The sequence below is a fragment of the Paenibacillus sp. ALE2 genome, assembly GCF_054113385.1.
Map to the genome: position 1 here is coordinate 2,047,543 of NZ_CM134213.1, position 24,007 is coordinate 2,071,549.

Here is a 24,007-nt window from a genome sequence, read left to right on the forward strand (position 1 = left end):
TTGTGATGACCTTAATCCTGCTTGATTGGGGTCCCACTTTCGGAGGGGTAATTTGCATTTTGCAGAGAAGCTGCATCTTAAGCAGGTGCTGCTTTTCGATCCCATAGGCAAAGAAAAATGTTCACGGTCATGTATATATTTTTCCATCCATGATACAATGAAAATATCTTAAAATAGTGCTTTAAGGGCCTGGATATTTGATATATGAGATGATAAATAGATCGGTTACCGTGTTCGGGAACGGTCTTATTTGTGCTTCACGAACCTGATGGAATGCACAGATTGACTTTGGATGAGGTGGAACATAGATGAGTAATACAGAAAATAAAAATGGATCACCTGACGGCTCAGACAGATCCGGCTCTTTGTTGCCTGCCACGCAGACAGGTGAACGGAAAATTGAGCATGTCCGCCTTTGTCTGCAGGAAGATGTGGCCGGACACGGCATTACCAGCGGACTGGAGCGATATAGTTTTAAGCACTGCGCTTTGCCGGAGCTACATTTTGACGAGGTGCGTCTAGATACAACTTTTATGGGGCGCACTGTACGGACACCGCTGCTCATCAGTTCGATGACAGGCGGTAGCGCCGAGACAGGAGCGATTAATGAGCGGTTGGCAGAGACAGCAGAGAGACGTGGCTGGGCGCTCGGTGTCGGCTCCGTACGAGCTGCGGTGGAAAAAGAAGAGTTGGCTTCAACCTTTGCAGTTCGCCGTCTAGCACCTAGCATCCCGATCCTTGCCAATCTGGGTGCAGTGCAGCTGAACTACGGGTTTGGTGTGGACGATTGCCAACGTGCAGTGGAAATTGCCGGGGCGGATATGTTGGTGCTGCATTTGAACGGCTTGCAGGAGATATTCCAACCTGAAGGGAATTTGGATTTTAGCAGGCTGCTTGAGCGCATTGAGGAGTTGTGTCATCGTCTTTCGGTGCCTGTAGGCGTGAAGGAAGTTGGCTGGGGCATAGATGGTGAGACGGCATCGAGATTATATGATGCAGGCGCTGCTTTTATTGATGTCGCAGGTGCGGGCGGGACAAGCTGGAGCCAAGTGGAGAAATTTCGCAATCCTGATCCTGTGCGCCGTGCAGCGGCAGAGGCGTTCGCCGATTGGGGCAATTCGACCGCTGATTGTATCGTGGAGGTTAGAGCAGCTCAGCTTAATGGCGCTCTGATCGGTAGTGGTGGACTGAAAAACGGTGTTGATGCTGCGAAAGCACTTGCTTTGGGCGCTGACATGGCAGGCTTCGGTCGCTCTTTGCTTGGCTCGGCGGTTACCTCCAGCGAGGCGCTGGAAGCGCGATTGGAGCAAGTGGAGCTGGAATTGCGTACAGTCATGTTTGGCATCGGAGTAGCTGGGATCGAAGGTCTTAAAGAAACGACCAGACTAAGAAAGAAGGCGAACGGATGAGTGGATTTATCAAGTTGGTTCCGATGAACGCAGAGCAGTATGATCGCTTTGAGCAACGCTCACTCGCAGATTACGCGGAAGAGAAAATCCAGGCAGGCGCGTGGACGGTGGAAGAGGCACCAGAACGGGCAAAGGAAAGCTTTGCAACATTTTTGCCACAAAGACTGGATACGCCCCATGCTCACCTGTACATGCTTGAGTATTCAGGTAGTGTGGGTCAAGGCTCCGAGGAAGCGGGATATATCTGGTTCAACATTACAGAAGGTACGCAAGGCAAAGAAGCTTTTTTGCTGGATATTCTCGTTTACGATTCATATCAGGGGCGAGGCCTGGGTACGTTGACGATGCAGGCGTTGGAACAAGAAGCTCGGAGGCTGGGTGCGGTTCGCATCGGTCTGCATGTATTTGGGCATAATGAGCGGGCTTTACATGTATATCGCAAGTCTGGTTATCGGGTTACGGATATCCAGATGAGCAAGGAAATCTAAATAAAGCTATCTAAATAGGGATGCAGCAAAATCCTAAATTCACAGCCGTATGCTTGCCGCATGTATAGGTTCTCCTATATAATGTGGGTTGGTAAACTAACAGAGGGTATAGCGCATATTTTATATAAACGGGAGTTGTTCTGATTATGGCTTTAAAAGCGGGGATCGTGGGTCTGCCGAACGTGGGCAAATCAACACTGTTTAACGCAATAACGCAGGCGGGGGCGGAATCCGCAAACTATCCATTTTGTACAATTGACCCTAATGTAGGGGTCGTTGAAGTACCGGACGAGCGACTGGATAAGCTGACTGAACTGGTAGTACCGAACAAAACGGTACCAACGGCTTTTGAATTTGTTGATATTGCAGGGCTTGTACGAGGTGCCAGCAAAGGCGAGGGTTTGGGTAACAAGTTTTTGGCTCATATTCGCGAAGTAGATGCCATTGTTCATGTGGTACGCTGCTTTGAAGATGAGAATATTACTCATGTGGACGGCAAAATTGATCCAATCAGCGATATTCAGACGATTAATCTAGAATTGATTCTGGCGGATATCGAAAGTGTAGACAAGCGCATTGATCGTTCCCGTAAGAACATGAAGGGCGGCAACAAGCAGTATGCCCAAGAGGTTGAAGTACTGGAACGGATCAAGGAATCGCTGTATGCCGATAAACCTGCACGTAGCGTAGAATTGTCAGAAGACGAAAAGCTGATTATACGCGACCTTCATTTGCTCACAATGAAGCCTGTATTGTACGCAGCTAATGTCAGTGAAGATGGTGTAACGGAAGCTGATAGCAATCCATATGTGCAAAAGGTACGTGAATTTGCAGTAGCGGAAAATGCTGAAGTGGTACCGATCAGTGCCAAAGTAGAGGCTGAAATTGCTGAGCTGGAAGGCGAAGACAAGGCAATGTTCCTTGAGGAGCTGGGGCTGGCTGAATCTGGTCTGAACCGTCTGATCAAAGCAGCTTACCGCTTGCTGGGACTGTATACGTATTTCACAGCAGGTGTGCAGGAAGTACGCGCATGGACTATTCACAAAGGAACAAAAGCACCTGGCGCTGCAGGCGTAATCCACTCGGATTTTGAACGCGGATTTATTCGCGCTGAGGTTGTATCCTACGATGACTTGGTCGCTGCTGGATCTATGAACGGCGCCAAAGAACGTGGTCAGCTTCGTTTGGAAGGTAAGGAATATGTGGTTCAGGACGGAGACGTTATGCATTTCCGTTTTAATGTTTAGGATGCATCTCGGCGTATAGCAAACAGGGTTTATATACAAACATATTAGGTCATTGTATATGTGTTATCCGCATGTACTAACTTACTTAGTCGCTGCCTGTCCCGGGCGGCGACTTTTTATTTGATTCGTATTCCTTTTTCCTGATTAAGAGTTAGTTACCAAATCTTTAGCGGAATTTTGTTTATTCGACTTCAATTGATTTGTTGATTTTTGTAAAATCCTAAATTAGCAAGTATTTTATGTAGCTAATTAATCGATTAGTTGTTATAATAAAGAGCTGTAGCCAGTGAATTCAAAGCTGGTTTCATATTAATTTAACTGAAGAGGTGAATCGCTTGTTGGACCGATTGCAATCATTGGCGGACCGCTACGATAAACTGAGCGAACTGCTCTGCGATCCGGATGTGGCGAACGATAGCAAAAAACTTAGAGATTATTCCAAAGAACAGTCTGATTTACAGCCTGCTTATGAAGCATATACCGAATATAAAACTGTCGTTGAGGAGCTGGACGCTGCTAAAGCCATGCAGGCTGAAAAGCTTGACGACGAGATGCGTGAAATGGTCAAAATGGAGATCGAAGAGCTGAGTGCCCGTAAGCGGGAACTGGACGAGAAAATTCGCATTTTGCTGCTGCCGAAGGACCCGAACGATGATAAGAACGTTATTATCGAAATTCGTGGTGCTGCCGGTGGGGACGAGGCTGCACTGTTTGCAGCGGACTTGTACCGGATGTACACTCGTTATGCAGATACACAAGGCTGGCGTGTAGAATTGATGGATGCGAACATGAATGACCTTGGAGGCTTTAAAGAGGTTATTTTCATGATTAATGGACGCGGTGCCTACAGCAAAATGAAATTCGAAAGCGGCGCACACCGTGTACAGCGGATTCCGACAACAGAATCTGGCGGACGTATTCATACGTCTACCTCCACGGTGTCCGTGATGCCTGAGGCAGAGGAAGTGGATATCGAAATTTTAGATAAGGATATCCGCGTGGATACTTTCTGCTCCAGCGGTGCGGGCGGTCAGTCCGTTAATACAACCAAGTCGGCGGTGCGTGTAACGCATATGCCAACAGGTATTGTGGCAACCTGCCAGGACGGCAAATCCCAGAACTCCAACAAGGAGAAGGCGCTGCAAGTTTTGCGTGCCCGTATTTCGGATATGATGCGTCAGGAAGAGGAAGCCAAATATGCAGGCGAGCGTAAGAGCAAAGTAGGTACCGGGGACCGCAGTGAGCGTATACGTACTTACAACTTCCCGCAAAGCCGTGTAACGGATCATCGCATTGGTTTGACCATGCACAAGCTGGACCAGGTGATGAACGGAGAGATCGAAGAAATCGTATCAGCGCTCACGATTGCAGAGCAGGCTGATTTGATGGAACAAGAGGTTTAAGTTTTGGGGAACGAACGCGATTGTGTGTATCGGATGCCGCCGGAACGGAACATGAGTGTCAGAGAAGCCTTAGTTGAGGCTTCTTCTTTTTTAGGAAGTTGCGGCGTGTTGGAGCCGCAGCATAATGCCCGCTTGCTGCTGGAACATGTGCTTGGGCTGGAAGGTACGAGGTTTTACGTCGCTCTGGGCGATCCGTTCCCTTCCTCCGTTAAGGAGACGTGGGAACGGATCATCGCCCGCAAAGCTGCGGGTGAACCGGCGCAGTATATTATCGGACGGCAGGAATTTTATGGCCGCCCGTTCGCGGTTTCACCGTCGGTGCTGATTCCGCGCCCCGAGACAGAGCTGCTCGTCGAGGCGATACTCCAGCACGGTGACCGGCTGTGGCCGAGCAGTGCTCCGCACGCGCTCGACATTGGCACGGGTAGCGGCGCGATTGCCGTGACGCTGGCGGCTGAGCGGCCGCGCTGGCACGTAGCAGCGGGGGATATTTCTGCTGCTGCGCTTGAAATGGCGTCCCAGAACGCCGCCGCAAACGGCGCAGCCGTAGAATTCCGCGAGGGCGATCTACTGGTGCCGTTTGCGGGAACAGCGGTGGACATCCTCGTGTCCAACCCGCCATATATCCCGGCTGCTGACATCGCTGGCTTGCAGCCAGAGGTGCGCGACCATGAGCCGCGAATGGCGCTGGATGGCGGTCCTGACGGGCTTGGCCCGTATCGGGCAATGCTGGAGCAGCTGGGGCTCCTTCAGGCCCCACCCCGGCTAATCGGGTTTGAGCTGGGGATGGGACAGGCCCGAGACGTGGCTGACCTGCTGGAACAGGCAGGTCATTGGAAGAACATTCTAATCATTCCTGACCTTGCGGGGATTGAGCGACATGTCCTAGGCGTCTCGGAGTAATGCTGCATTTTCTTTTTGCGAGTCTTTCCTTTAGAATAAGAGGAGTATGACCGAGAAACGGCTCAGGGGGAAATCATGCTTCAGAAATTGAAAAAAATTGATGGTCCGGTTATTTTTATTCTGGTTTTGCTCATGGCGATTAGTATCATAACGGTATACAGTGCTGGTAGGGGTCCTACGAACTTGGCAGAGCACGGCAACGATTACCAGAAGATGATCGGGTATTATATATTGGGCTTTGTAGCGATCTTGGGTTTAGCGATAGTTGATTTTCGGATATTCATTAAAAAAGCCTTGTATGTATATGGAGGCGGGATATTTCTGCTGATTCTCGGCTTTTTTGGCGGGACGGTTAATAACTCTCAAGGCTTTTTGAAAATTGGTGGCTTAAATCTCCAGCCTGCTGAGGTATTCAAGCTGGTTCTTATCATTTTTTTGGCGTATATGCTGATTAAAAAGCGCAAGAGCAAGCTGTATTTTATTCAGGATGTCCTTCCAGTTGCTCTGGTGAGCTTTGTCCCATTCGCAATGGTCATGGCACAAAATGACTTGGGTAATGCGCTCGGTTACATTGTCATCGTCATTGGTATGCTATGGATTGGTAATGTGAAGGCGTCCCATGCGCTAATCGGATTTATCGTATTTGCAGTCGCCGTTGGTGGCGGGATCAAAGCGTATATTTCGTTTCATGATGAGATTGATTCCTTTATGAAAGGCATTGGACGTAGTCACTGGGTAGAGCGTTTAGACCCTTGGCTGGTACCAGAAGAAGCGACTGCGAAGGCATCTTATCATACGAAAAATGCCAAACTGGCCATAGCTTCTGGCGGTATGATGGGCAAGGGCTTTTTGCAAGGAACCTCGGTACAGTCCGGACGTGTTCCCTATACCTATGCGGATTCTATTTTTGTAGTTGTAGCAGAGGAGTTTGGGTTTGTAGGCTCATCCATTCTGCTATTGCTTTATTTTATTTTGATTCACCGAATGATCCTGATTTCACTGGAATGTCGGGATCGGGCTGGCCCGTATATAATTGTCGGGATTGTGTCCATGTTGCTGTATCAGATTTTTGAGAACATTGGTGCGTTTCTGGGCATTATGCCACTTACGGGGATTACGCTCCCGTTCATAAGCTATGGCGGTACCTCGTTGCTTATTAACATGGCTAGTATTGGCTTAGTTATGAGCATTAAGGTGCATGGTCAGGAGCTAGAGGATGACCTGCCGCAGCCTTCCAGAGTAAGCTTGACGAAGGCGAAAAAAGCCTAGTACAGGTGGGTTGTGGCTAAATATTGATAGTTATTTGTACGAGTTGAAACGGTGCAACAAAAGAGTCCAGATTGTGAAATCTGGGCTTTTTTATATTCCTAGGTGACGATCTAGCTTGCAATAGCCTGAATTATTTTACGAGATTCATAGGTTTAGGACTCTCCCAAACCGGACAGACTGATAGACATGATAGAGTTTGGGTTTGGGGGGACGAAGATGGGAAGTTGGATAAGGCAAGCTGCAATGATACTCTTTTGTATTTCAATATTAATGATGTCTTGGGAAGGTCAAAAAACAGATGCAGCTATGACCACGGGGGCAAGAGGAACTTTAGCATCTGGAGTGGCCACCACAGGGTTGAAAGTAATTCCGCACGATTCCATTCGACTGCGCATTTTGGCTAATTCAGATCGTCCGGAGGATCAGTTGGTTAAGCGCGAAATACGGGATGCCATCGTGCAGCAGATGAATGCGTGGGTGGGTGAGCTGGACAATCCACAAAGCCTAAATCAAGCCAGAGTGTTGATTGACGAACATTTACCTGAAATTGATCGCTTGGTAGGTGAAGAACTGGCTCTTCGCGGTATAGCGTATGATCATCAGGTGGAGCTGGCAAGTGTACCTTTTCCGACGAAAATGTACGGTGGTCTTGTCTACCCGGCAGGGAATTATGAGGCGCTTCGGGTTACACTGGGGCAAGGGAAAGGGCAAAATTGGTGGTGTGTGCTGTTCCCGCCGTTGTGCTTTATTGATGCAGGCAGTGGTGAAGCAGCAGCACAAACTGTATCGGCAAAAACAAGTCATGAAGACAATCGAACGAACGCCGCTGACAAGGAGCCGGAAGTACGTTTTTTCCTGTGGGATGCCCTTACGGGTCTGTTGAACTGGGTGAGTGGCTTGTTTGCCTAAATGTTTCGTCAGTGCTATGGAAAAGAGAACAACGAGTGTAAGTTTCCCCATATGTTATAATGGAACTTACGATAGATATACAGAGGACAGAGCCAATTCGAACTGATTTGTTAAAGTAGGTTTTTTGGGGATCAGGGCCATGAAATGGCCTGTATGACAATAAGATATGGGATGATCTGATATGAGTGATAAAGTGAATCAAATGCATGACATGCACGTAGGTTTTGTGAAAAAAGAGATAGCAGAGCAGGAGCAGGCGTTACAGCCTTCTCATACACACTGGTGGGATGTAAGATGTCTGGTTCCTGTAGAGAGCACGACTGTATCTGCTACCTCGTCTTTTGAGGTGGAAAAAGTGGATTCTGTTGGTTCTGTGAACAACACTGACGGGGATGGTTCTGACGAACTTTCAGCTGGACAGGCTCTGATCGCAGCGGAAAAGGGCATACGCGAGGCCGCCGTACTTCTCCAGGCTGGAGAGACGGTAGCCTTCCCTACGGAAACCGTGTACGGACTGGGGGCCGATGCACGCAGCACTAAAGCGGTGGAGGCGGTATTTGCTGCCAAAGGTCGTCCTTCCGATAACCCGCTCATTGTACATATTTCCGATGCTGCTCAATTAAAAGGCATGGTAGCGGAAATTAACGATACATCCCGAGCGCTGATGAATGCATTTTGGCCAGGACCGCTGACCCTCGTATTGCCGGTAGTGCCGCAGGCACTGTCATCGCGTGTGACAGCAGGCTTGGACACGGTCGGTGTGCGCATGCCGGATCATCCAATCGCGCTGCGCTTGATCACGGAAGCCGGTTGTCCGCTGGCTGCACCAAGCGCCAACCGCTCGGGAAGACCCAGTCCGACTCTAGCACAGCATGTGCTGGAGGACCTGGAGGGTCGCATCGGCGGTATTTTGGACGGAGGTCCCACGGGGGTGGGACTGGAGTCCACGGTAGTGCAAGTGGGTGACGACGGAACCGTCACCATTCTGCGCCCTGGCGGCGTGACGGCTGAACAGCTCGCTGCGGTTGCTCGTGCCGTCGTACTGGACCCGGCGTTGGCTGCCACAGCCGGGCGGGATGTCGACAGCCTGGCGCCGCGCTCGCCGGGCATGAAGTATACGCACTACGCGCCGCGAGGCCGCTTGAGCGTGGTACAAGGCCCGTCGCCTGTTGAAGTGACGGGCTGGATTCGCGACGCGCTGGCGGAGGCTGCCGCGCGCGGGGAGCGCACGGCGGTGCTCGCGTTCGACGACCATGCCGCCGGCTACGCCGGAGAACGGGTCTACACGCTGGGCAAGCTGGACGCGCTCCATGAGGCGGCGCAGCGCCTGTACGGCGTGCTCCGACGCTGCGATGAAGACGGCGTCACCTACATTTTGGCGGAAGCCTGCCCGCCGAAGGGATTGGGAGACGCCGTCATGAATCGACTGCTTAAAGCGGCAGGTCATCGAATTATCCGATTGTAGCTTCTGTAAAGTATGGAGTCTCTTATTTTAATTCCTCCTCTCTGTTTTGGGTATTTTTAGTACCTGCTTGTACTGATTTGCCCCTTGTCCGCATAACGTGTACAAGAACAGACGGATAATGGAGGGATGGAGTATGCTGGCAGCCTCTGCCGATGCTGGGCAGGTTGTAACGATTCTGATCATGGCGGTAGCGCTAGGGATGGATGCGCTGTCGCTGGGCGTAGGGATCGGTATGAAGGGGATACGCCTGCGAGACGTGCTGCGCATCAGCATTGTGATTGGTTTTTTTCACATCCTGATGCCGTTGCTGGGAATGTTCACAGGCCATTATATGAGTTCTTTATTAGGCCATGTGACGACCTATTTCGCAGGGGGATTACTCATCCTTTTGGGCGGGCATATGGTGTACAATTCCTTCAAGGGAGACGGCGTACACGTATTGGATCATCGGTCGCCTTTGGGTCTTTTGCTATTTGCACTTGGGGTGAGCATTGACTCATTTTCTGTGGGAGTGTCCCTGGGGATGTTCCAGAGTGACCTGGTGCTGACTGTTCTGGCCTTTGGTTTTTGCGGGGGAGCGATGGCGATGCTGGGGCTGTTACTGGGGCGCAAGGTCAGCCGCAATCTGGGGGATTATGGAGAAGCGGTGGGCGGTGCCGTTTTGCTGGCATTCGGTTTTATGTTTATGTTTTGATTTTAACGTAGACAGTGTAAAATAAATACAGGATTTGAGTAATCCTCTGTTTATATATTTTTTCAACATACGGGGGGTGAAGACGTTGAAGAATATCTTATTTGTATGCACAGGGAACACCTGTCGCAGTCCAATGGCTGAGGGGATGCTGCGTAAGTTGGCTGCTGAGCATGGACTGGAACTGGAAGTGCGTTCCGCTGGAGTAGCTGCGATGGACGGGGCGTCGATATCCCGGCATGCAGAGGCGGTTCTACGTGATCACGATATATCCGATCAGATCACTTCAACCCCTTTAAGCGACGGGCTTGCCGAGTGGGCACATCTGATCTTAACCTTGACGCAAGGACATAAACAGCATGTCATTCAACGGTTTCCACAAACGGCGGGCAAAGTATTTACGCTGAAGGAGTATGTGGAGGACCGGGACGCAGTGCTGAAGGACGTACAGGAATTAGACGGCTTGTATGCTTCACAGCAGTTGATGGCTTCACTTGGACAAGAGCTATCAGCGCAGGAACGTGAGCGAATGATTGAATTACATCAACGGATTCCGGGCTTCGATATCTCAGATCCGTTTGGCGGTTCGCGGGAGGACTACGATGTCACAGCTGCGGAAATCCGTGTAGCTTTGCATAAGTTGCTGGACAAGCTAAAGGGATCTTCCGAATAAAGTCGGTACCATTCCTCTATTTTGTACGGAATCTGTTGATTTTCGACAGTTAATCCGTTAAGATAAGGTGGAAAAATGAGAATCCGATGTAACTGGCGACAAAAGTGGGATTAACCACGATGGAGCATCGGATATACGGCCGGTCGCCTGGGCAAAAGAGCAATTCCACATAGGTGTGGACTGCTCTTTTTTCGTATACGAGCTACAGCAGATCTTCTGTTGCCTTCTTGTTCTTCCATTTTTTCTGCTCGAAATCTGAAACATCGGCTATAATATAGTCAGATTGTGATCAGGAGAGAGTGTGTTGAACTTGGGGCATGGGACCATGCCTAGTCTCTGAGAGGCTGTTCAACCAAAGGAGGTTCCAATGGTAGAACAATTGGATCATGAGATTTCACTCGAAGCACAGACCGCTTCTGTCGTGCGGGAAATTGCAGAAGTGGCCAGTCTTAAAGCTGGTCGCCTGCTGGTTATTGGCGCAAGCACGAGTGAAGTGGCTGGAAGTCGGATCGGCACAGCAGGAGCGCTGGATGTGGCTCAGCAAGTGTTGTCTGGAGTAGAATCCGTTCGCAGAGAGTATGGCTTTGATGTGGCGTTTCAATGCTGTGAGCACTTGAACCGAGCACTGGTCGTTGAACGTTCTCTACTGGAGCGATTAGGCCTGATGGAGGTTGCGGCTGTTCCTGTTCGTACAGCAGGGGGCTCTATGGCTACCGTTGCCTATCGCTCTATGGACGATGCGTGTCTGGCGGCGAATGTGCAGGCTCATGCCGGGATAGACATCGGCGAAACGCTGATTGGCATGCATTTGCGCCCGATTGCCGTTCCGTTTCGCCCAAGCCTTCGCTGGATTGGTGAAGCACGTGTGACGGCTGCGTTCACTCGTCCTCCACTTATTGGCGGACAACGGGCAGTGTACAGTCTGGAACAAGAAGCCGGCGGAAACTGCGATTAACATTTGGCATGTCGGCATGTTTGTACTGATCTTTTTTGCATTGATGATGAGGTACCCAACAGAGGAGCAGGCATTTGCTTGTATACCCAACAATTTGACCATGGAGAGGGAGTAATCAATCATGATGGAACATCTGCGTAAAAGTGACCCGGCAGTGATGGAAGCAATGGGGCTTGAACTGAAACGGCAACGCCACAATATCGAGCTGATCGCATCTGAGAATATCGTCAGTGAAGCAGTAATGGAAGCCATGGGCTCCGTGCTTACCAATAAATATGCTGAAGGTTATCCGAACAAACGCTACTATGGTGGCTGTGAGCATGTAGATATCGTCGAAGATATTGCACGTGACCGTGCGAAAGAACTATTTGGCGCCGAGCATGCGAACGTGCAGCCTCACTCTGGAGCGCAGGCTAACATGGCGGTATATCTGGCAGCTCTTCAACCTGGAGATACTGTACTGGGTATGAATCTGGCGCATGGCGGCCACTTAACACACGGAAGCCCGGTTAATGCCTCCGGTTTGTTGTATAACTTTGCTGCTTACGGTGTACGTGAAGACAACTTCCGCATCGACTATGATGAAGTGCGCAAAGCAGCCTTCAAGCACCGCCCTCGTCTGATCGTAGCTGGTGCAAGTGCATATCCGCGTACTATCGATTTTGAAGCCTTTGCTTCCATTGCTAATGATGTAGGTGCTTTATTCATGGTGGATATGGCACATATCGCAGGTCTCGTGGCAGCAGGGATTCATCCTAGTCCGGTTCCCCATGCTCAATTTGTGACAACAACGACACACAAAACGCTGCGTGGTCCGCGTGGGGGTCTAATTCTGACTCGCAAAGCGTGGGCGCAAGCGATTGATAAAGCTATCTTCCCTGGTACTCAAGGAGGACCACTGATGCACGTGATCGCGTCCAAAGCAGTTGCTCTGGGTGAAGCGCTCCAGCCATCATTCAAAACCTATGCGCAAAACGTAGTTCGCAACGCACAGGTGCTGGCTGAGACATTGCTGGCAGAGGGAATCAACATTGTATCCGGTGGTACGGATAATCACCTGATGCTGTTGGATACTCGCAATTTGAATATTACAGGTAAAGAAGCGGAGCATGTATTGGATTCCGTGGGTATCACGGTCAACAAAAATGCTATTCCTTTCGACCCAACGAGTCCGTTCGTTACCAGCGGCATTCGTATTGGTACACCTGCTGCAACTTCTCGTGGTATGGATGAAGAGGCTATGGTTAAAATCGGTAAAATCATTGCTGATACTCTTAAAAATCCAAAAGATGATACTGTATTGTCCAAAGCAAGCCAAGCGGTGGGCGAGTTGACAGACAAGTTCCCGATCTATCCAGGAACACAATACTAATTCATCGCCATTCCTTTTAATCTTTATATGATAAGGCTGTTTTCCTTTCGTTAGCGAAGGGAGAACAGCCTTTTTTTGATTCCAGACGACTCGAAACTTACGTTTTTGGGTAATAAGCGATTAAAGTAAGGATTTATGCGCATTTTCCTTCATGATCTACGACAAAGGAGTGATTGCATTGAGCCAAAGAAAATCCGCGCAATTATTGCAGCAGCTCATATTTGTAGGACCGATGGCGTTGTTTTTCGTCTTAATTATGGTCATTCCGTTTCTGTTGGGGCTGTATTATTCCATGACGAACTGGGATGGCGTATCTGAACATGTCCGATGGCTCGGGCTAGGGAATTACGTTCATATTTTTAAAGATGATCCGGACTTCCGTAATGCATTTTGGTTTACGGTCCGTTTTACCGTATGTGGTGTCATTCTAACTAACCTGGTGGGCTTTTTCCTGGCCTATGCGCTTACAAAGCCGTTGCGTACTCGCAATGCACTGCGAACTGTATTTTTTATGCCTAATATGATCGGCGGCTTGCTGCTCGGCTTCATCTGGCAATTTATATTTGTACGTGGCTTTTCGGCGGTAGGAGAGGCCACAGGGCTTTCCTTTTTCAAACTGCCGTGGTTGGGTGATGGGCCTACTGCATTTTGGGGAACTGTCATTGTGTTTGTTTGGCAATACGCAGGTTATCTCATGGTTATTTACATATCCTCTCTAAATAATGTCCCGCATGCTCTTATTGAATCAGCCCAAATTGATGGTGCGAGCCGAAGACAGGTTTTGCGTCATATCGTGGTGCCGCTTATTATGCCAGCAGTGACCGTCTGCTTGTTCCTGGCGATATCCTGGTCCTTTAAAGTATTTGAGCTGAATTTGGCTTTGACAAAGGGTGGACCATTCAAGGCGACAGAGTCTGTAGCGTTGGACATATATAATGAAGCGTTTACAAATAATCGACTTGGATTGGGGACTGCTAAGGCTATGATTTTCTTTGTGGTCGTTGCGATCATTACCAGCATTCAGGTGCGTCTCACGAAGAAAAAGGAGGTCGAAATGTAATGGAAAAAACATCGAACCATCGTTTAAGCACATGGGTAGCTGAAATATTGCTTATTGTGGTTGGGTTGATCTTTCTAGTTCCGTTCTATTTTTTGCTCGTAAACTCGGTTAAATCTTTTGGAGACATTTTGGCTCATTCCGCTTCGTGGCCGACGACCTTCCGTTTTGAAAATTATGCTAACGCCTGGAATAAAATAAACTTTCCCACAGCACTGGGGAATTCACTGATCGTCACCATCGTCAGCAATGCGCTTTTGCTGCTGATCAGCTCGATGGCCGCCTACCAAATGGTTCGGCATGATACTCTTTTTAATCGGTTCCTGTTCGGTTTACTTGTGGCTGCGATGGTCGTACCTTTTCAATCGATTATGTTGCCGCTTATGGAAGTGTCCAACGTATTGAGCCTGAACAACAGCATACCAGGACTGATTTTGTGCTATCTGGGTTTTGGAGCACCTTTATCAGTTTTTCTGTTTCATGGCTTTATTAAAACGGTGCCTATTGAGGTTGAGCAAGCGGCGAGAGTGGATGGTTCCTCTCGTTACGGGGTGTTCTTTCGCATCGTTTGTCCCCTGTTGCTCCCGATGTTCGTGACCGTACTTATTTTGAATACGTTATGGATTTGGAATGATTATCTGCTGCCTTCGCTCATTTTGAATGATCCTGAGCTGCGTACGATTCCGATTGCGACCTATATGCTGTTTGGTCAATATACCAAGCAATGGGACTTGGCGTTGCCCGCACTGGTGCTCGGAATCACGCCAATCGTTGTGTTTTTTCTGGTGATGCAAAAATACATCGTTTCTGGCATTGCGGCCGGAGCGGTTAAAGGCTGATGGGAGGGTTATCGGATGAAAAAGACAGTGCTGCTTGTCATCTCCCTGATGTTGCTGCTTACGTGTATGCTTGCAGGTTGTGGTAATACAAAGGCTCAACAGAGTGGGACCAAAACGATACACATTTATCAATTCAAAGTGGAGATTTCGGAACCGTTGAACAAACTGAAGGCTGAGTATGAAAGAACGCACCCTGGTATCAAGCTGGATATTCAATCTGTCGGTGGGGGTACGGACTACGGTGCTTCGTTGAAGGCTAAATTCGCCTCAGGCGACCAGCCGGACATTTTCACGAATGAGGGTTACCAGGATCGCGATACGTGGTTTGAGTATCTGGAGGATTTGTCGGATCAGCCATGGGTGAAGGACCTGGACGATTTCGCCCGTAAGCCGATGACGGTTAACGGTAAGATTTATGGACAGCCTATGAACCTGGAGGGATTTGGTTTTGTTTATAATAAGGATTTGTTCAAAAAAGCGGGTATAACCAAATTGCCTCAGACGTTAGATGAATTGGAGGAAGCAGCCAAGCGACTGAAAGCAGCAGGGATTATCCCTTTTGCTAACGGCTATGCAGAATGGTGGGTTCTGGGAAACCATTTTATCAATATCCCCTTTGCCAGACAGCCGAACCCGGAGAGTTACGTTGCGGATTTAAACCAAGGAACTGCTCGCATTCCTGGTAACCCCGTGTTCGATCAGTGGGTGAAGTTGCTTGACCTGACTTTAAAATATGGAAACCCCAATCCGCTCACGACGGACTACAATACACAAGTGACACTGTTTTCAACAGGCAAGGCCGCTATGATGCACCAGGGGAACTGGACGCAGCCGCAAATAGATGGAATTAATCCTAACTTGAATTTGGGTATTCTTCCTACGCCTATAGACAATAATTCTTCCACTGGAGACAAACTGGCTGTGGGAGTGGCCTCGAACTGGGTTGTCAACAAAAACTCGCCTGTGAAGCAGGAGGCAAAGGAATTTCTCAACTGGCTGGTCACATCAGAAACAGGCAAGCATTATATTACCAAGGAGTTTAAGTTCGTTCCTGCTTTCAAAAGTATCACGTCTAGTGACGAGACCACAGGTGATTTGGGTGCGGAAATATCTCGGCACGTGAAGGAAGGCAAGATATGGAGCTGGAACTTCCAGCGCTTTCCAAAGGGGCTAAATCAGGATTTAAGCAGTAGTATGCAAGCCTATATCGCAGGCGTTATTACGAAGGACGAAATGCTTCAGCAATTTCAGGGAGCGTGGGACAATCTGAAGTATAGATAAAGAATATATGCGTGGGATAGCAGAGGCTATATCTCAGGCAGGAAGTTTAGAACTGGTAGGCTTTGACGGTCAAGGACCGTCAGAGCCTTTTTATTGATTTCATATGACAAAAGTCACACGTAAATGGGCCTTGCCAAGTATTTTGCCTGTCATATCTTTCCCTTGACAAAAGGTTGCAGTGGCAGGTGTTAAATCAATCAAGGGAATGTTATAATAAACAGGATTTACAGGCACGCATTGCATCTGTGCTTATTTGGTTTGTACAAATAGGTTACATAGATCCTTTCGAATCAGGATGTTCGATATGCTGGTGCGGAAGAACGTGACGATAATACCGGAGGGAATATATTATGGCAAAACTGGTGGTTTGCGATCACCCTTTGATCCAACACAAACTTACATTTATCCGCGATGTGCGGACCAACACGAAAGATTTCCGTGAACTGGTTGATGAAGTAGCAACTTTGATGGCTTATGAAATTACAAGAGATATTCCGCTAGAGAGCATTACGGTACAGACTCCAGTTGCTGAAACTGAAGGTAAAGTGATTTCTGGTCGTATGTTGGGCCTTATCCCGATTTTGCGTGCAGGCCTGGGTATGCTGGATGGTGTCGTAAAGCTTTTGCCTGCTGCAAAAGTAGGACATGTGGGGTTGTTCCGTGATCCTGAGACATTGCAACCCGTAGAATATTATACGAAGCTGCCTACGGATGTAACTGAACGTGAATTGATCGTAATTGATCCGATGCTCGCAACGGGCGGGTCGGCGATCGCAGCGATTGATGTGTTGAAAAAAAGAGGCTGTACTCAAATTAAAATGATGAATCTGATTGCCGCTCCTGAAGGAGTGAAAGCTGTGCAGGATGCGCATCCTGATGTAGACATTTATGTCGCTGCACTGGACGAGCGTTTGGATGATCATGGTTACATCATTCCGGGTCTTGGGGATGCGGGAGACCGCTTGTACGGAACTAAGTAGACTGCTTTTAGCGGTTCGGCACAATCTATGGACGCTAAGACAGATCATCTATCTGAATCACGGAAGATCTGGGAAGCAGACGTTTATTATGAAAAGGGGTTCAACAGAAAATGTCTAAAATTAAAGTGATGACCATTTTCGGTGTGCGTCCGGAAGCGATTAAGATGGCACCTCTCATTTTGGAGCTTCAGCGCCATCCGGAGCATATCGAGTCCGTAGTATGCGTAACAGCTCAACATCGCCAGATGCTTGATCAGGTTCTGGAAGTTTTTAATATCCACCCTGACTATGATCTGGATGTAATGAAGGATCGCCAGACACTCAATGAAATCTCCATACGTGTACTTCAAGGTCTGGAACCCGTATTGCGTGAAGCCAAGCCTGATATCGTGTTGGTTCACGGCGATACGCTGACGACTTTCTTGGCTAGCTATGCAGCCTTTATGCAGCAAATTGAAGTAGGGCATGTGGAAGCAGGTTTGCGGACATGGAACAAGCTTTCTCCATATCCTGAGGAAATGAATCGTCAGCTCACAGGTGTGCTGTCCGATCTGCATTTTTCGCCTACTTCTTTATCGGCTGGAAATTTGCGGAAGGAAAATAAACCTGAATCGCGAATATATGTAACAGGCAATACAGTAACTGACGTGTTTCAGTATACAGTTCGCCAGGACTACGAGCATCCGGTACTGGACTGGGCTCAGGGCAAACGCCTGATTCTCATGACAGCACATCGCCGGGAGTCCCAAGGGGAACCGCATCGTCAGATTTTTAATGCGGTTAAGCGGATCGCAGACGAATTTGAGGATATTGCTATTGTGTACCCAGTTCACCCGAGCCCGGCTGTGAAGGAACCTGCATTTGAAATTTTGGGCAACCATCCGCGTATTAAGCTGATTGATCCGCTGGATGTAGTGGACCTGCACAATTTTTATCCACACACGCATCTGATTCTTACGGATTCCGGTGGTCTTCAGGAAGAAGCACCTTCGTTCGGAGTACCTGTCCTAGTGCTGCGTGATACGACCGAAAGACCGGAAGGGATTGAAGCGGGTACCTTGGAACTGGTGGGTACAAGTGAAGAGAACGTGTACAATCGGACCAAGGCTCTTTTGACAGATTCCGTGTTGTATGAGTCTATGAGTCAGGCAGCGAATCCTTACGGTGATGGACAGGCATCTGTAAGAATTGTCAATGCGATTTTGCACCATTATGGTGTTCAAACAGAACGTCCTGAAGAATTTCACACAATGTTCACAAAAGGCGTCCGTTCGTAATAATTAATCTTTACAAGGTAAGCATACAGTTAAACTGTACGGTTACCAAGGGATACAGCATTTTTAGATGCTTTGTCGACTGATTTTTATACTTTAGGGCGCTAAAATATCTCAATTGACAAAGCATCTTATATTTAAGTAAAATGGACTGGAATTGCAGGGGTGACATGAGAAAAGTGGTCAAACCTTCCAAGCAAAACAACAACCGAAACAACACCGGAAATGCCTTTAAGGCTATAGGACTGGTGAGCGCGATCGGCATTGATTTGACGATATGCACACTGGGTGGTTTCTATGCCGGAAAATGGCTTGATACCAAACTTGGTGGCTCCGGAATTTGGATTGGCGTAAGCGTTCTCGCAGGCTTGGTTGTAGGCGCATTAAGTATTGCCCTTGTGATCGGAAAGGTATTAAGGGATAACCATGAATGAGATGACCCGTATGCAAAAAATGTTATGGATCGTGGCGCTTGGTATTATGGCTCTGTGTTTCCTGGTCTCCGCCTTCATGCCCCAACATCGTGACATTGCTCACGGAATCATTCTGGGAACGGGAGTAAGCTGTCTAAATGTGCTGTATATGGCCTACAAAATTCGACAGGTTGCGAGTGCGGCCGCCGGTGAAAGAAAGAAGAGAGTGTTTGGTATTGGCTTTGGCGTTCGATTAGGGACCTCAATTTTGGCAGTGGTGCTGGCTATAGAATTCCCGGCCTATTTCCATGAGATCGCTGTAATGGCAAGCTTGGTGACCGGACAATTCCTTCTGTTAATTATAGGCATCATATTCGCGCTTCAGGAAAAATGATAGCTCAACTGAGAAAGGGGTGAGAAAACATGTTGCATGAATCACCGATTATCCAATTGGGCGGGTTTAACATTGACTTGTCCGTCATTATTATGCTGGTTGTGACCTGCGCGATTGTATTTGGACTGGCATTTGCTGCAACGCGCAATTTGTCTGTGGACAATCCGAGCAAGTTGCAAAATTTTATGGAATGGGTCGTAGAATTCGTTCAAGGACTGATTTCCAGCACGATGGATTTGAAAAAAGGGAAGCCATTCCTCTCCTTGGGGATGACGCTGATCATGTTCATTTTCGTGGGCAATATGCTGGGTTTACCGTTCGGCATTGTGACTGAATTCGATAATGTGCAAAGTGCCCAAGTATTTGGACATGAAATCATTCCAGTCAAAGAAGCATTAGAACAAGCACAGGCGTCTCACCCGGGCGAAGCTGCCCATGTAGGTATCAGCTGGTGGAAATCACCTACCGCAGATGCAGGGGTATCCATTGGACTGGCATTGATGATCTTTGTCCTGGTTCATTTCCTGGGGATCTTCCGTAATACCAAAGCTTACTTCAAGCATTACGTTCAGCCATTTCCGTTCTTTTTGCCAATTAACTTGATTGAGCAGTTCTCAAAACTATTGACACACGGTATGCGTCTATTCGGTAATATTTTTGCCGGCGAAGTTTTGATTAGTGTTCTGCTGAAAATGACAGCACTTGGTGTGGGAGGTATGGTTGCTTCCGTATTGGGACTCGTAGTCTGGCAGGGATTCAGTATTTTTGTCGGCAGTATCCAAGCGTTCGTCTTTACGATTCTAACGTTTGTATATATTTCGCAGTCCATTGACACGCATGAAGAAGAGCATTAGACAAGCACGTTTTCCGGTTTTTAGTTAAGTTCAGGAGTACGCTTCGCGCTTAACTGCAAATACATGTAAAACACAAATACACATCACTAAGGAGGATTTTTTAAAATGGGAGTTTGGGCATATATCGCAGCTGCAATCGCAGTAGGTTTGGGCGCTTTGGGCGCAGGTATTGGTAACGGTCTGATCGTAAGTAAAACAGTTGAAGGTATTGCTCGTCAGCCTGAAGCTAAAGCAACATTGCAAACGGTAATGTTTATCGGTGTAGGTCTGGTCGAAGCCCTGCCAATCATCGGGGTCGTTCTGGCATTCATTTTCTACGCAGGTGCTTAATTGAATGGAAGCAAGGTTTGGCGGGGAAGGCACAGCCATCCGCGCCTTCTTTGTTCGTTTGAACATGAAAGACCCAGAACCGACGTTCACCGGAAAGGAGTGACTTCAATTGAGTTTAAATTGGACAAGTATCGTTTTCACTATCATTGCATTTTTGATCTTGTACTGGTTACTGACGCGCTATGCATTTGGCCCTCTCTTTTCCGTTATGGAAAAGCGGCGTCAACTCGTGTTACAGCAAATGAATGAGGCGGCACAAACACGTGAACAGGCTGTTGCTTATGTTGAGGAGCAAAAGCAGGCTCTCCAGCAGGCGCGTAAGGAAGCCTACGATATTATAGAGCAGTCAAAACAAACAGGTAACAAGCAAGCGGAACAAATTATTATTCAGGCCAAAGACGAAGCTGTCCGCCTGAAAGACGAAGCTGTTCGTGAAATCACAAGCGAGCGTAATAAGGCAGTTGCCGAATTGCGCAGCGAAGTGGGTAAAGCTTCGGTACAAATTGCTTCCAAACTGATTCAAAAGGAAATTAAGGAAGACCAAGTCCAGGGAGAGCTTGTCGACCAATACCTTAAAGAGGTAGGAGGCAAAGCATGAGCCGAGATACGGTAGTTGCCAAACGGTATGCGAAAGCTTTGTATGAAGTAGCAGAGCAGGAGCAAACCATTATGGAAACCGAACAGGAGCTACGTGCTTTTGTAGAAGCTGTATCGGGGGATGCTGAAATCCGTAAATTCATTAATTCTCCTAACATTACGGAAGCAGTCAAGCTTCAGGTTCTGGCTAGCAATTTTGAAGGCAAGTTGTCTGCGTCGCTGATTAACACGATTAAGCTGCTGATTCAGCGCAGTAGAGCAGATTTGTTCGAATCTCTCCTGGCCGGATATCTCGATATTCAGGAATACAAGCTGGGGATTGCCCATGCTAAGGTGTATTCGACTTATGCTTTAAGTGATCAGGAAAAAACAGCGGTAGCCGAGGAATTCGGAACCCGTGAACATAAAACAATCCGTGTGGAAAATATAGTGGACCCGAGTCTGCTGGGCGGATTGAAAGTGGTTATCGGCGATACACTGTACGACGGCAGTCTGGCCGGCAAGCTGGATCGTCTCGAGAAATCCTTTAACAGACGAGTATAGAAGATAGGGGTGAACACACTTGAGTATCAAACCTGAGGAAATCAGTTCATTGATTAAAAGTCAGATTGAACAATATAAAAATGATATCGAGGTCGTTGAAGTCGGCACTGTTGTTGAAGTCGGCGACGGTATTGCCCGCGTCTACGGACTGGAAAAAGTTATGGCCGGTGAATTGGTCGAATTCGACACTGGCGTATTGGGCTTGGCGCTCAATGTGGAAGAGAGCAATGTCGGTGTTGTTATTTTGGGTCAATTCTCCGACATTCGCGAAGGTGGTCAAGTAAAACGTACAGGTCAGATCATGCAAGTCCCTGTAGGCGAAGCAATGATCGGACGTGTAGTTAACCCGCTGGGACAACCAGTAGACGGTAAAGGACCGATTGCTACAACAGAATTCCGTCCGGTTGAAAGTCAGGCTCCAGGCGTTATGGCCCGTAAATCGGTACATGAGCCTATGCAGACAGGGATTAAAGCTATTGATGCGATGGTTCCGATTGGTCGTGGTCAACGTGAGCTGATTATCGGTGACCGTCAAACGGGTAAAACTTCTATCGCAATTGATGCTATTTTGAACCAAAAAGGCAACGGCATGAAATGTATTTATGTTGCTATTGGTCAAAAACAATCCACGGTTGCTCAAGTTGTTGAAACATTGCGTCGTCATGGTGCGCTGGAATACACGATTGTCGTTACGGCATCTGCTTCCGAACCATCACCATTGCTGTACATTGCTCCTTACTCTGGCTGTGCCATGGGTGAGTACTTTATGTACAAAGGCGAGCACGTCCTCGTTGTTTATGATGACTTGACTAAACAAGCGTCTGCTTACCGGGAACTTTCCCTGTTGCTGCGTCGTCCACCGGGTCGTGAAGCATATCCGGGTGACGTTTTCTACCTGCACTCTCGCTTGCTGGAACGTGCAGCGAAGCTGAATGATGAGCTCGGTGGCGGATCACTTACCGCATTGCCGTTCATCGAGACACAGGCTTCCGACGTTTCTGCGTATATTCCAACTAACGTTATTTCCATCACGGATGGACAGATCTTCCTGGAAGCTGACTTGTTCTATGCAGGGCAACGTCCGGCGATCAACGTAGGTATTTCCGTATCTCGTGTAGGTGGCTCCGCTCAGATTAAAGCGATGAAAAAGGTTGCAGGTTCCCTGCGTCTGGATCTCGCTCAATATCGTGAGCTTCAAGCGTTCTCCCAATTCGGGTCCGACTTGGATAAATCCACCAAAGCCCGTCTCGATCGCGGTGCACGCATGATGGAAATTTTGAAACAAGGTGTTAACCAACCGCTTGCTGTAGAGCAACAAGTAGTGAGCTTGTATACTGCTGTAAAAGGCTTCCTCGATGATATTCCTGTAGCGGATGTAAAACGTTTTGAAAAAGACTTCCTGTCTTTCATGGAGTCCGATCATCAGGATGTGCTTCAATCTATCCGCGACACGAAAGATTTGGTTGCTGATAATGAAGCAGCTTTGAAGGCAGCTATCGAGAAATTCAAAAAATCATTCGCCACGTCGGTTTAATACATTGGAATTTGCCTGTTTATGATGAAAGATGTCCTAAGGAAGCGTACCCTCTGGGTTGTGGCTTCCTTGGCATGTTTTACCCTCACTAACAGGCCCTTTAACATATGTCCGGCTGGATTTGAATCTTACGAAGTTAGCTTTGGCTTTGTCAAAGCTTGAAGGTGGTGAAATCATGGCAAAAGGTATGCGCGAGATTAAACGTCAGATTAAAAGTGTGCAGAGTACGAAGCAGATCACGAAAGCAATGGAAATGGTCGCTGCATCCAAGCTGAGAAAAGCTCAGGAAAAAGCGGAATCGGCTCGTCCTTACTCGGAAAAGCTTAAAGAAGTTGTGAGTAGCATTGCTTCTGGAGCGAATAACATCAAGCATCCAATGCTAGAGACGCGTCCAGTTAAAAAGACGGCTTATCTCATCATTACATCTGATCGTGGTCTGGCTGGTGGTTACAACGCCAATATTTTGCGACAGGTTACGCAGACGATTGCTGAACGTCACCGTTCACAGGATGAATTTATGATTTTCATCATTGGGCGAAAAGGACGGGATTATTTCAGACGTCGTGAATTTCCTATCGCTGAATCGGTAACAGATCTGTCAGATACACCTGCATTTGCAGATATCAAAACGATTGCTAGCAAGGCAGTACAAGGCTTTGAACTTAAAGAATTTGATGAGCTTTATCTATGCTATAACCGCTTTGTCAACGCATTGACTCAAATTCCAACAGTTGATCGTTTGTTACCGATGGCAACACCGGATTCTGCTACGACTTCATCCTCAATTAACTATGAGTATGAACCTTCACCAGAAGGTGTGCTTGAAGTATTGCTGCCGCGTTACGCGGAAACGCTCATTTACGGCGCTTTGCTGGATGGTAAAGCAAGTGAGCTGGGAGCGAAGATGACGGCAATGGGATCAGCTACGAAGAATGCTACCAAGTTGATTGGAGAGCTTTCCTTAACCTATAACCGTGCTCGTCAAGCGGCTATTACCCAGGAAATTACGGAAATTGTCGCAGGGGCTAACGCTCAGTCTTAATGCGACTTCTTGCGACTGTTTTATAACAGGGTCTACACTATTATGATAAATTGCGGGCGCAAAACCAATCAGAATGGTTCGGATT

Annotated in this window: 25 protein-coding genes and 1 riboswitch; all 25 genes read left to right on the plus strand. The window is 48.0% G+C overall.

The features are described from left to right. Positions 1-308 precede the first annotated feature (308 nt). The 25 genes from fni to atpG all read left to right on the plus strand — a co-directional run bounded on the left by fni (position 309) and on the right by atpG (position 23,922). A complete protein-coding gene (gene fni, locus ACXHJ1_RS08945; RefSeq protein WP_457905978.1) occupies positions 309-1,409 on the plus strand; it encodes a type 2 isopentenyl-diphosphate Delta-isomerase in 1,101 nt (366 codons plus the stop codon). Continuing rightward, positions 1,406-1,897, plus strand: a complete 492-nt coding sequence (locus ACXHJ1_RS08950; RefSeq protein WP_025366017.1) for a GNAT family N-acetyltransferase — start codon at positions 1,406-1,408, stop codon at positions 1,895-1,897. Before fni ends, ACXHJ1_RS08950 begins: the two co-directional genes overlap by 4 nt. Positions 1,898-2,043: 146 nt before the next feature. After that, complete coding sequence (gene ychF, locus ACXHJ1_RS08955) at positions 2,044-3,144, plus strand: redox-regulated ATPase YchF (RefSeq protein ID WP_016822869.1); 1,101 nt, start codon at positions 2,044-2,046, stop codon at positions 3,142-3,144. A 335-nt stretch (positions 3,145-3,479) separates the two neighbouring features. Then, positions 3,480-4,547, plus strand: coding sequence for a peptide chain release factor 1 (gene prfA, locus ACXHJ1_RS08960; protein ID WP_013373454.1), 1,068 nt, complete (start codon positions 3,480-3,482; stop codon positions 4,545-4,547). A gap of 3 nt (positions 4,548-4,550) precedes the next feature. Beyond that, positions 4,551-5,450 (plus strand): peptide chain release factor N(5)-glutamine methyltransferase, encoded by a 900-nt coding sequence (prmC, locus tag ACXHJ1_RS08965; RefSeq protein ID WP_457905979.1) that lies wholly within the window; start codon positions 4,551-4,553, stop codon positions 5,448-5,450. Between the two features lie 75 nt (positions 5,451-5,525). Beyond that, on the plus strand, positions 5,526-6,719 hold the full coding sequence (locus tag ACXHJ1_RS08970) for an FtsW/RodA/SpoVE family cell cycle protein (RefSeq protein ID WP_013373452.1): 1,194 nt from the start codon (positions 5,526-5,528) through the stop codon (positions 6,717-6,719). A 216-nt stretch (positions 6,720-6,935) separates the two neighbouring features. Further along, positions 6,936-7,628, plus strand: coding sequence for a stage II sporulation protein R (spoIIR, locus tag ACXHJ1_RS08975; RefSeq protein WP_167437856.1), 693 nt, complete (start codon positions 6,936-6,938; stop codon positions 7,626-7,628). Between the two features lie 181 nt (positions 7,629-7,809). After that, on the plus strand, positions 7,810-9,093 hold the full coding sequence (locus ACXHJ1_RS08980) for an L-threonylcarbamoyladenylate synthase (RefSeq protein WP_107733815.1): 1,284 nt from the start codon (positions 7,810-7,812) through the stop codon (positions 9,091-9,093). Positions 9,094-9,226: 133 nt separating this feature from the next. After that, positions 9,227-9,787: a manganese efflux pump MntP gene (locus tag ACXHJ1_RS08985; protein WP_016822873.1), complete on the plus strand. Its 561-nt coding sequence runs from the start codon at positions 9,227-9,229 to the stop codon at positions 9,785-9,787. Positions 9,788-9,872: 85 nt separating this feature from the next. After that, positions 9,873-10,457, plus strand: coding sequence for a low molecular weight protein arginine phosphatase (locus ACXHJ1_RS08990; protein WP_016822874.1), 585 nt, complete (start codon positions 9,873-9,875; stop codon positions 10,455-10,457). Between the two features lie 78 nt (positions 10,458-10,535). Continuing rightward, positions 10,536-10,617: riboswitch (ZMP/ZTP riboswitch) on the plus strand. Positions 10,618-10,824: 207 nt separating this feature from the next. Then, complete coding sequence (locus ACXHJ1_RS08995) at positions 10,825-11,412, plus strand: TIGR01440 family protein (RefSeq protein WP_016822875.1); 588 nt, start codon at positions 10,825-10,827, stop codon at positions 11,410-11,412. Positions 11,413-11,533: 121 nt separating this feature from the next. Next, positions 11,534-12,784: a serine hydroxymethyltransferase gene (locus ACXHJ1_RS09000; RefSeq protein ID WP_016324828.1), complete on the plus strand. Its 1,251-nt coding sequence runs from the start codon at positions 11,534-11,536 to the stop codon at positions 12,782-12,784. Between the two features lie 151 nt (positions 12,785-12,935). Further along, positions 12,936-13,844 carry a carbohydrate ABC transporter permease gene (locus ACXHJ1_RS09005; RefSeq protein WP_414477681.1) on the plus strand — a complete coding sequence of 303 codons (909 nt, stop codon included), beginning with the start codon at positions 12,936-12,938 and terminating at the stop codon, positions 13,842-13,844. Beyond that, on the plus strand, positions 13,844-14,680 hold the full coding sequence (locus ACXHJ1_RS09010) for a carbohydrate ABC transporter permease (protein WP_457905980.1): 837 nt from the start codon (positions 13,844-13,846) through the stop codon (positions 14,678-14,680). Before ACXHJ1_RS09005 ends, ACXHJ1_RS09010 begins: the two co-directional genes overlap by 1 nt. Before the next feature lie 15 nt (positions 14,681-14,695). Next, positions 14,696-15,961 (plus strand): ABC transporter substrate-binding protein, encoded by a 1,266-nt coding sequence (locus tag ACXHJ1_RS09015; RefSeq protein ID WP_017427137.1) that lies wholly within the window; start codon positions 14,696-14,698, stop codon positions 15,959-15,961. Between the two features lie 350 nt (positions 15,962-16,311). Continuing rightward, a complete protein-coding gene (upp, locus tag ACXHJ1_RS09020; protein WP_013312332.1) occupies positions 16,312-16,941 on the plus strand; it encodes a uracil phosphoribosyltransferase in 630 nt (209 codons plus the stop codon). A gap of 110 nt (positions 16,942-17,051) precedes the next feature. Then, positions 17,052-18,218 (plus strand): non-hydrolyzing UDP-N-acetylglucosamine 2-epimerase, encoded by a 1,167-nt coding sequence (gene wecB / locus ACXHJ1_RS09025; protein ID WP_457905981.1) that lies wholly within the window; start codon positions 17,052-17,054, stop codon positions 18,216-18,218. Positions 18,219-18,385: 167 nt separating this feature from the next. Continuing rightward, positions 18,386-18,649, plus strand: coding sequence for an AtpZ/AtpI family protein (locus ACXHJ1_RS09030; RefSeq protein WP_016822882.1), 264 nt, complete (start codon positions 18,386-18,388; stop codon positions 18,647-18,649). Beyond that, complete coding sequence (locus tag ACXHJ1_RS09035) at positions 18,642-19,022, plus strand: ATP synthase subunit I (protein WP_013312329.1); 381 nt, start codon at positions 18,642-18,644, stop codon at positions 19,020-19,022. Before ACXHJ1_RS09030 ends, ACXHJ1_RS09035 begins: the two co-directional genes overlap by 8 nt. Positions 19,023-19,051: 29 nt before the next feature. Beyond that, positions 19,052-19,876, plus strand: coding sequence for a F0F1 ATP synthase subunit A (atpB, locus tag ACXHJ1_RS09040; protein WP_016822883.1), 825 nt, complete (start codon positions 19,052-19,054; stop codon positions 19,874-19,876). A 105-nt stretch (positions 19,877-19,981) separates the two neighbouring features. After that, complete coding sequence (gene atpE / locus ACXHJ1_RS09045) at positions 19,982-20,206, plus strand: F0F1 ATP synthase subunit C (RefSeq protein ID WP_007432750.1); 225 nt, start codon at positions 19,982-19,984, stop codon at positions 20,204-20,206. A 109-nt stretch (positions 20,207-20,315) separates the two neighbouring features. After that, positions 20,316-20,804: a F0F1 ATP synthase subunit B gene (gene atpF, locus ACXHJ1_RS09050; RefSeq protein ID WP_013373436.1), complete on the plus strand. Its 489-nt coding sequence runs from the start codon at positions 20,316-20,318 to the stop codon at positions 20,802-20,804. Continuing rightward, entirely contained in the window at positions 20,801-21,346 is a 546-nt protein-coding gene (locus ACXHJ1_RS09055; RefSeq protein WP_016822885.1) for a F0F1 ATP synthase subunit delta, read from the plus strand. Before atpF ends, ACXHJ1_RS09055 begins: the two co-directional genes overlap by 4 nt. A 19-nt stretch (positions 21,347-21,365) precedes the next feature. Further along, positions 21,366-22,880 carry a F0F1 ATP synthase subunit alpha gene (gene atpA / locus ACXHJ1_RS09060; RefSeq protein ID WP_016822886.1) on the plus strand — a complete coding sequence of 505 codons (1,515 nt, stop codon included), beginning with the start codon at positions 21,366-21,368 and terminating at the stop codon, positions 22,878-22,880. A 175-nt stretch (positions 22,881-23,055) separates the two neighbouring features. Further along, entirely contained in the window at positions 23,056-23,922 is an 867-nt protein-coding gene (atpG, locus tag ACXHJ1_RS09065; RefSeq protein WP_025366011.1) for an ATP synthase F1 subunit gamma, read from the plus strand. Positions 23,923-24,007 lie beyond the last annotated feature (85 nt).

Bases quoted from the DNA above. Each gene is read 5' to 3' on its own strand.
- atpG (WP_025366011.1), top strand. From the start codon at position 23,056: ATGGCAAAAGGTATGCGCGAGATTAAACGTCAGATTAAAAGTGTGCAG.
- ychF (WP_016822869.1), top strand. From the start codon at position 2,044: ATGGCTTTAAAAGCGGGGATCGTGGGTCTGCCGAACGTGGGCAAATCA.
- wecB (WP_457905981.1), top strand. From the start codon at position 17,052: ATGTCTAAAATTAAAGTGATGACCATTTTCGGTGTGCGTCCGGAAGCG.
- atpB (WP_016822883.1), top strand. From the start codon at position 19,052: ATGTTGCATGAATCACCGATTATCCAATTGGGCGGGTTTAACATTGAC.
- ACXHJ1_RS09000 (WP_016324828.1), top strand. From the start codon at position 11,534: ATGATGGAACATCTGCGTAAAAGTGACCCGGCAGTGATGGAAGCAATG.
- atpE (WP_007432750.1), top strand. From the start codon at position 19,982: ATGGGAGTTTGGGCATATATCGCAGCTGCAATCGCAGTAGGTTTGGGC.
- spoIIR (WP_167437856.1), top strand. From the start codon at position 6,936: ATGGGAAGTTGGATAAGGCAAGCTGCAATGATACTCTTTTGTATTTCA.
- ACXHJ1_RS08985 (WP_016822873.1), top strand. From the start codon at position 9,227: ATGCTGGCAGCCTCTGCCGATGCTGGGCAGGTTGTAACGATTCTGATC.
- ACXHJ1_RS08970 (WP_013373452.1), top strand. From the start codon at position 5,526: ATGCTTCAGAAATTGAAAAAAATTGATGGTCCGGTTATTTTTATTCTG.
- ACXHJ1_RS08950 (WP_025366017.1), top strand. From the start codon at position 1,406: ATGAGTGGATTTATCAAGTTGGTTCCGATGAACGCAGAGCAGTATGAT.
- fni (WP_457905978.1), top strand. From the start codon at position 309: ATGAGTAATACAGAAAATAAAAATGGATCACCTGACGGCTCAGACAGA.
- ACXHJ1_RS09035 (WP_013312329.1), top strand. From the start codon at position 18,642: ATGAATGAGATGACCCGTATGCAAAAAATGTTATGGATCGTGGCGCTT.
- upp (WP_013312332.1), top strand. From the start codon at position 16,312: ATGGCAAAACTGGTGGTTTGCGATCACCCTTTGATCCAACACAAACTT.
- ACXHJ1_RS09005 (WP_414477681.1), top strand. From the start codon at position 12,936: ATGATCTACGACAAAGGAGTGATTGCATTGAGCCAAAGAAAATCCGCG.
- ACXHJ1_RS09010 (WP_457905980.1), top strand. From the start codon at position 13,844: ATGGAAAAAACATCGAACCATCGTTTAAGCACATGGGTAGCTGAAATA.
- ACXHJ1_RS09030 (WP_016822882.1), top strand. From the start codon at position 18,386: ATGAGAAAAGTGGTCAAACCTTCCAAGCAAAACAACAACCGAAACAAC.
- ACXHJ1_RS09055 (WP_016822885.1), top strand. From the start codon at position 20,801: ATGAGCCGAGATACGGTAGTTGCCAAACGGTATGCGAAAGCTTTGTAT.
- ACXHJ1_RS08995 (WP_016822875.1), top strand. From the start codon at position 10,825: ATGGTAGAACAATTGGATCATGAGATTTCACTCGAAGCACAGACCGCT.
- ACXHJ1_RS09015 (WP_017427137.1), top strand. From the start codon at position 14,696: ATGAAAAAGACAGTGCTGCTTGTCATCTCCCTGATGTTGCTGCTTACG.
- ACXHJ1_RS08980 (WP_107733815.1), top strand. From the start codon at position 7,810: ATGAGTGATAAAGTGAATCAAATGCATGACATGCACGTAGGTTTTGTG.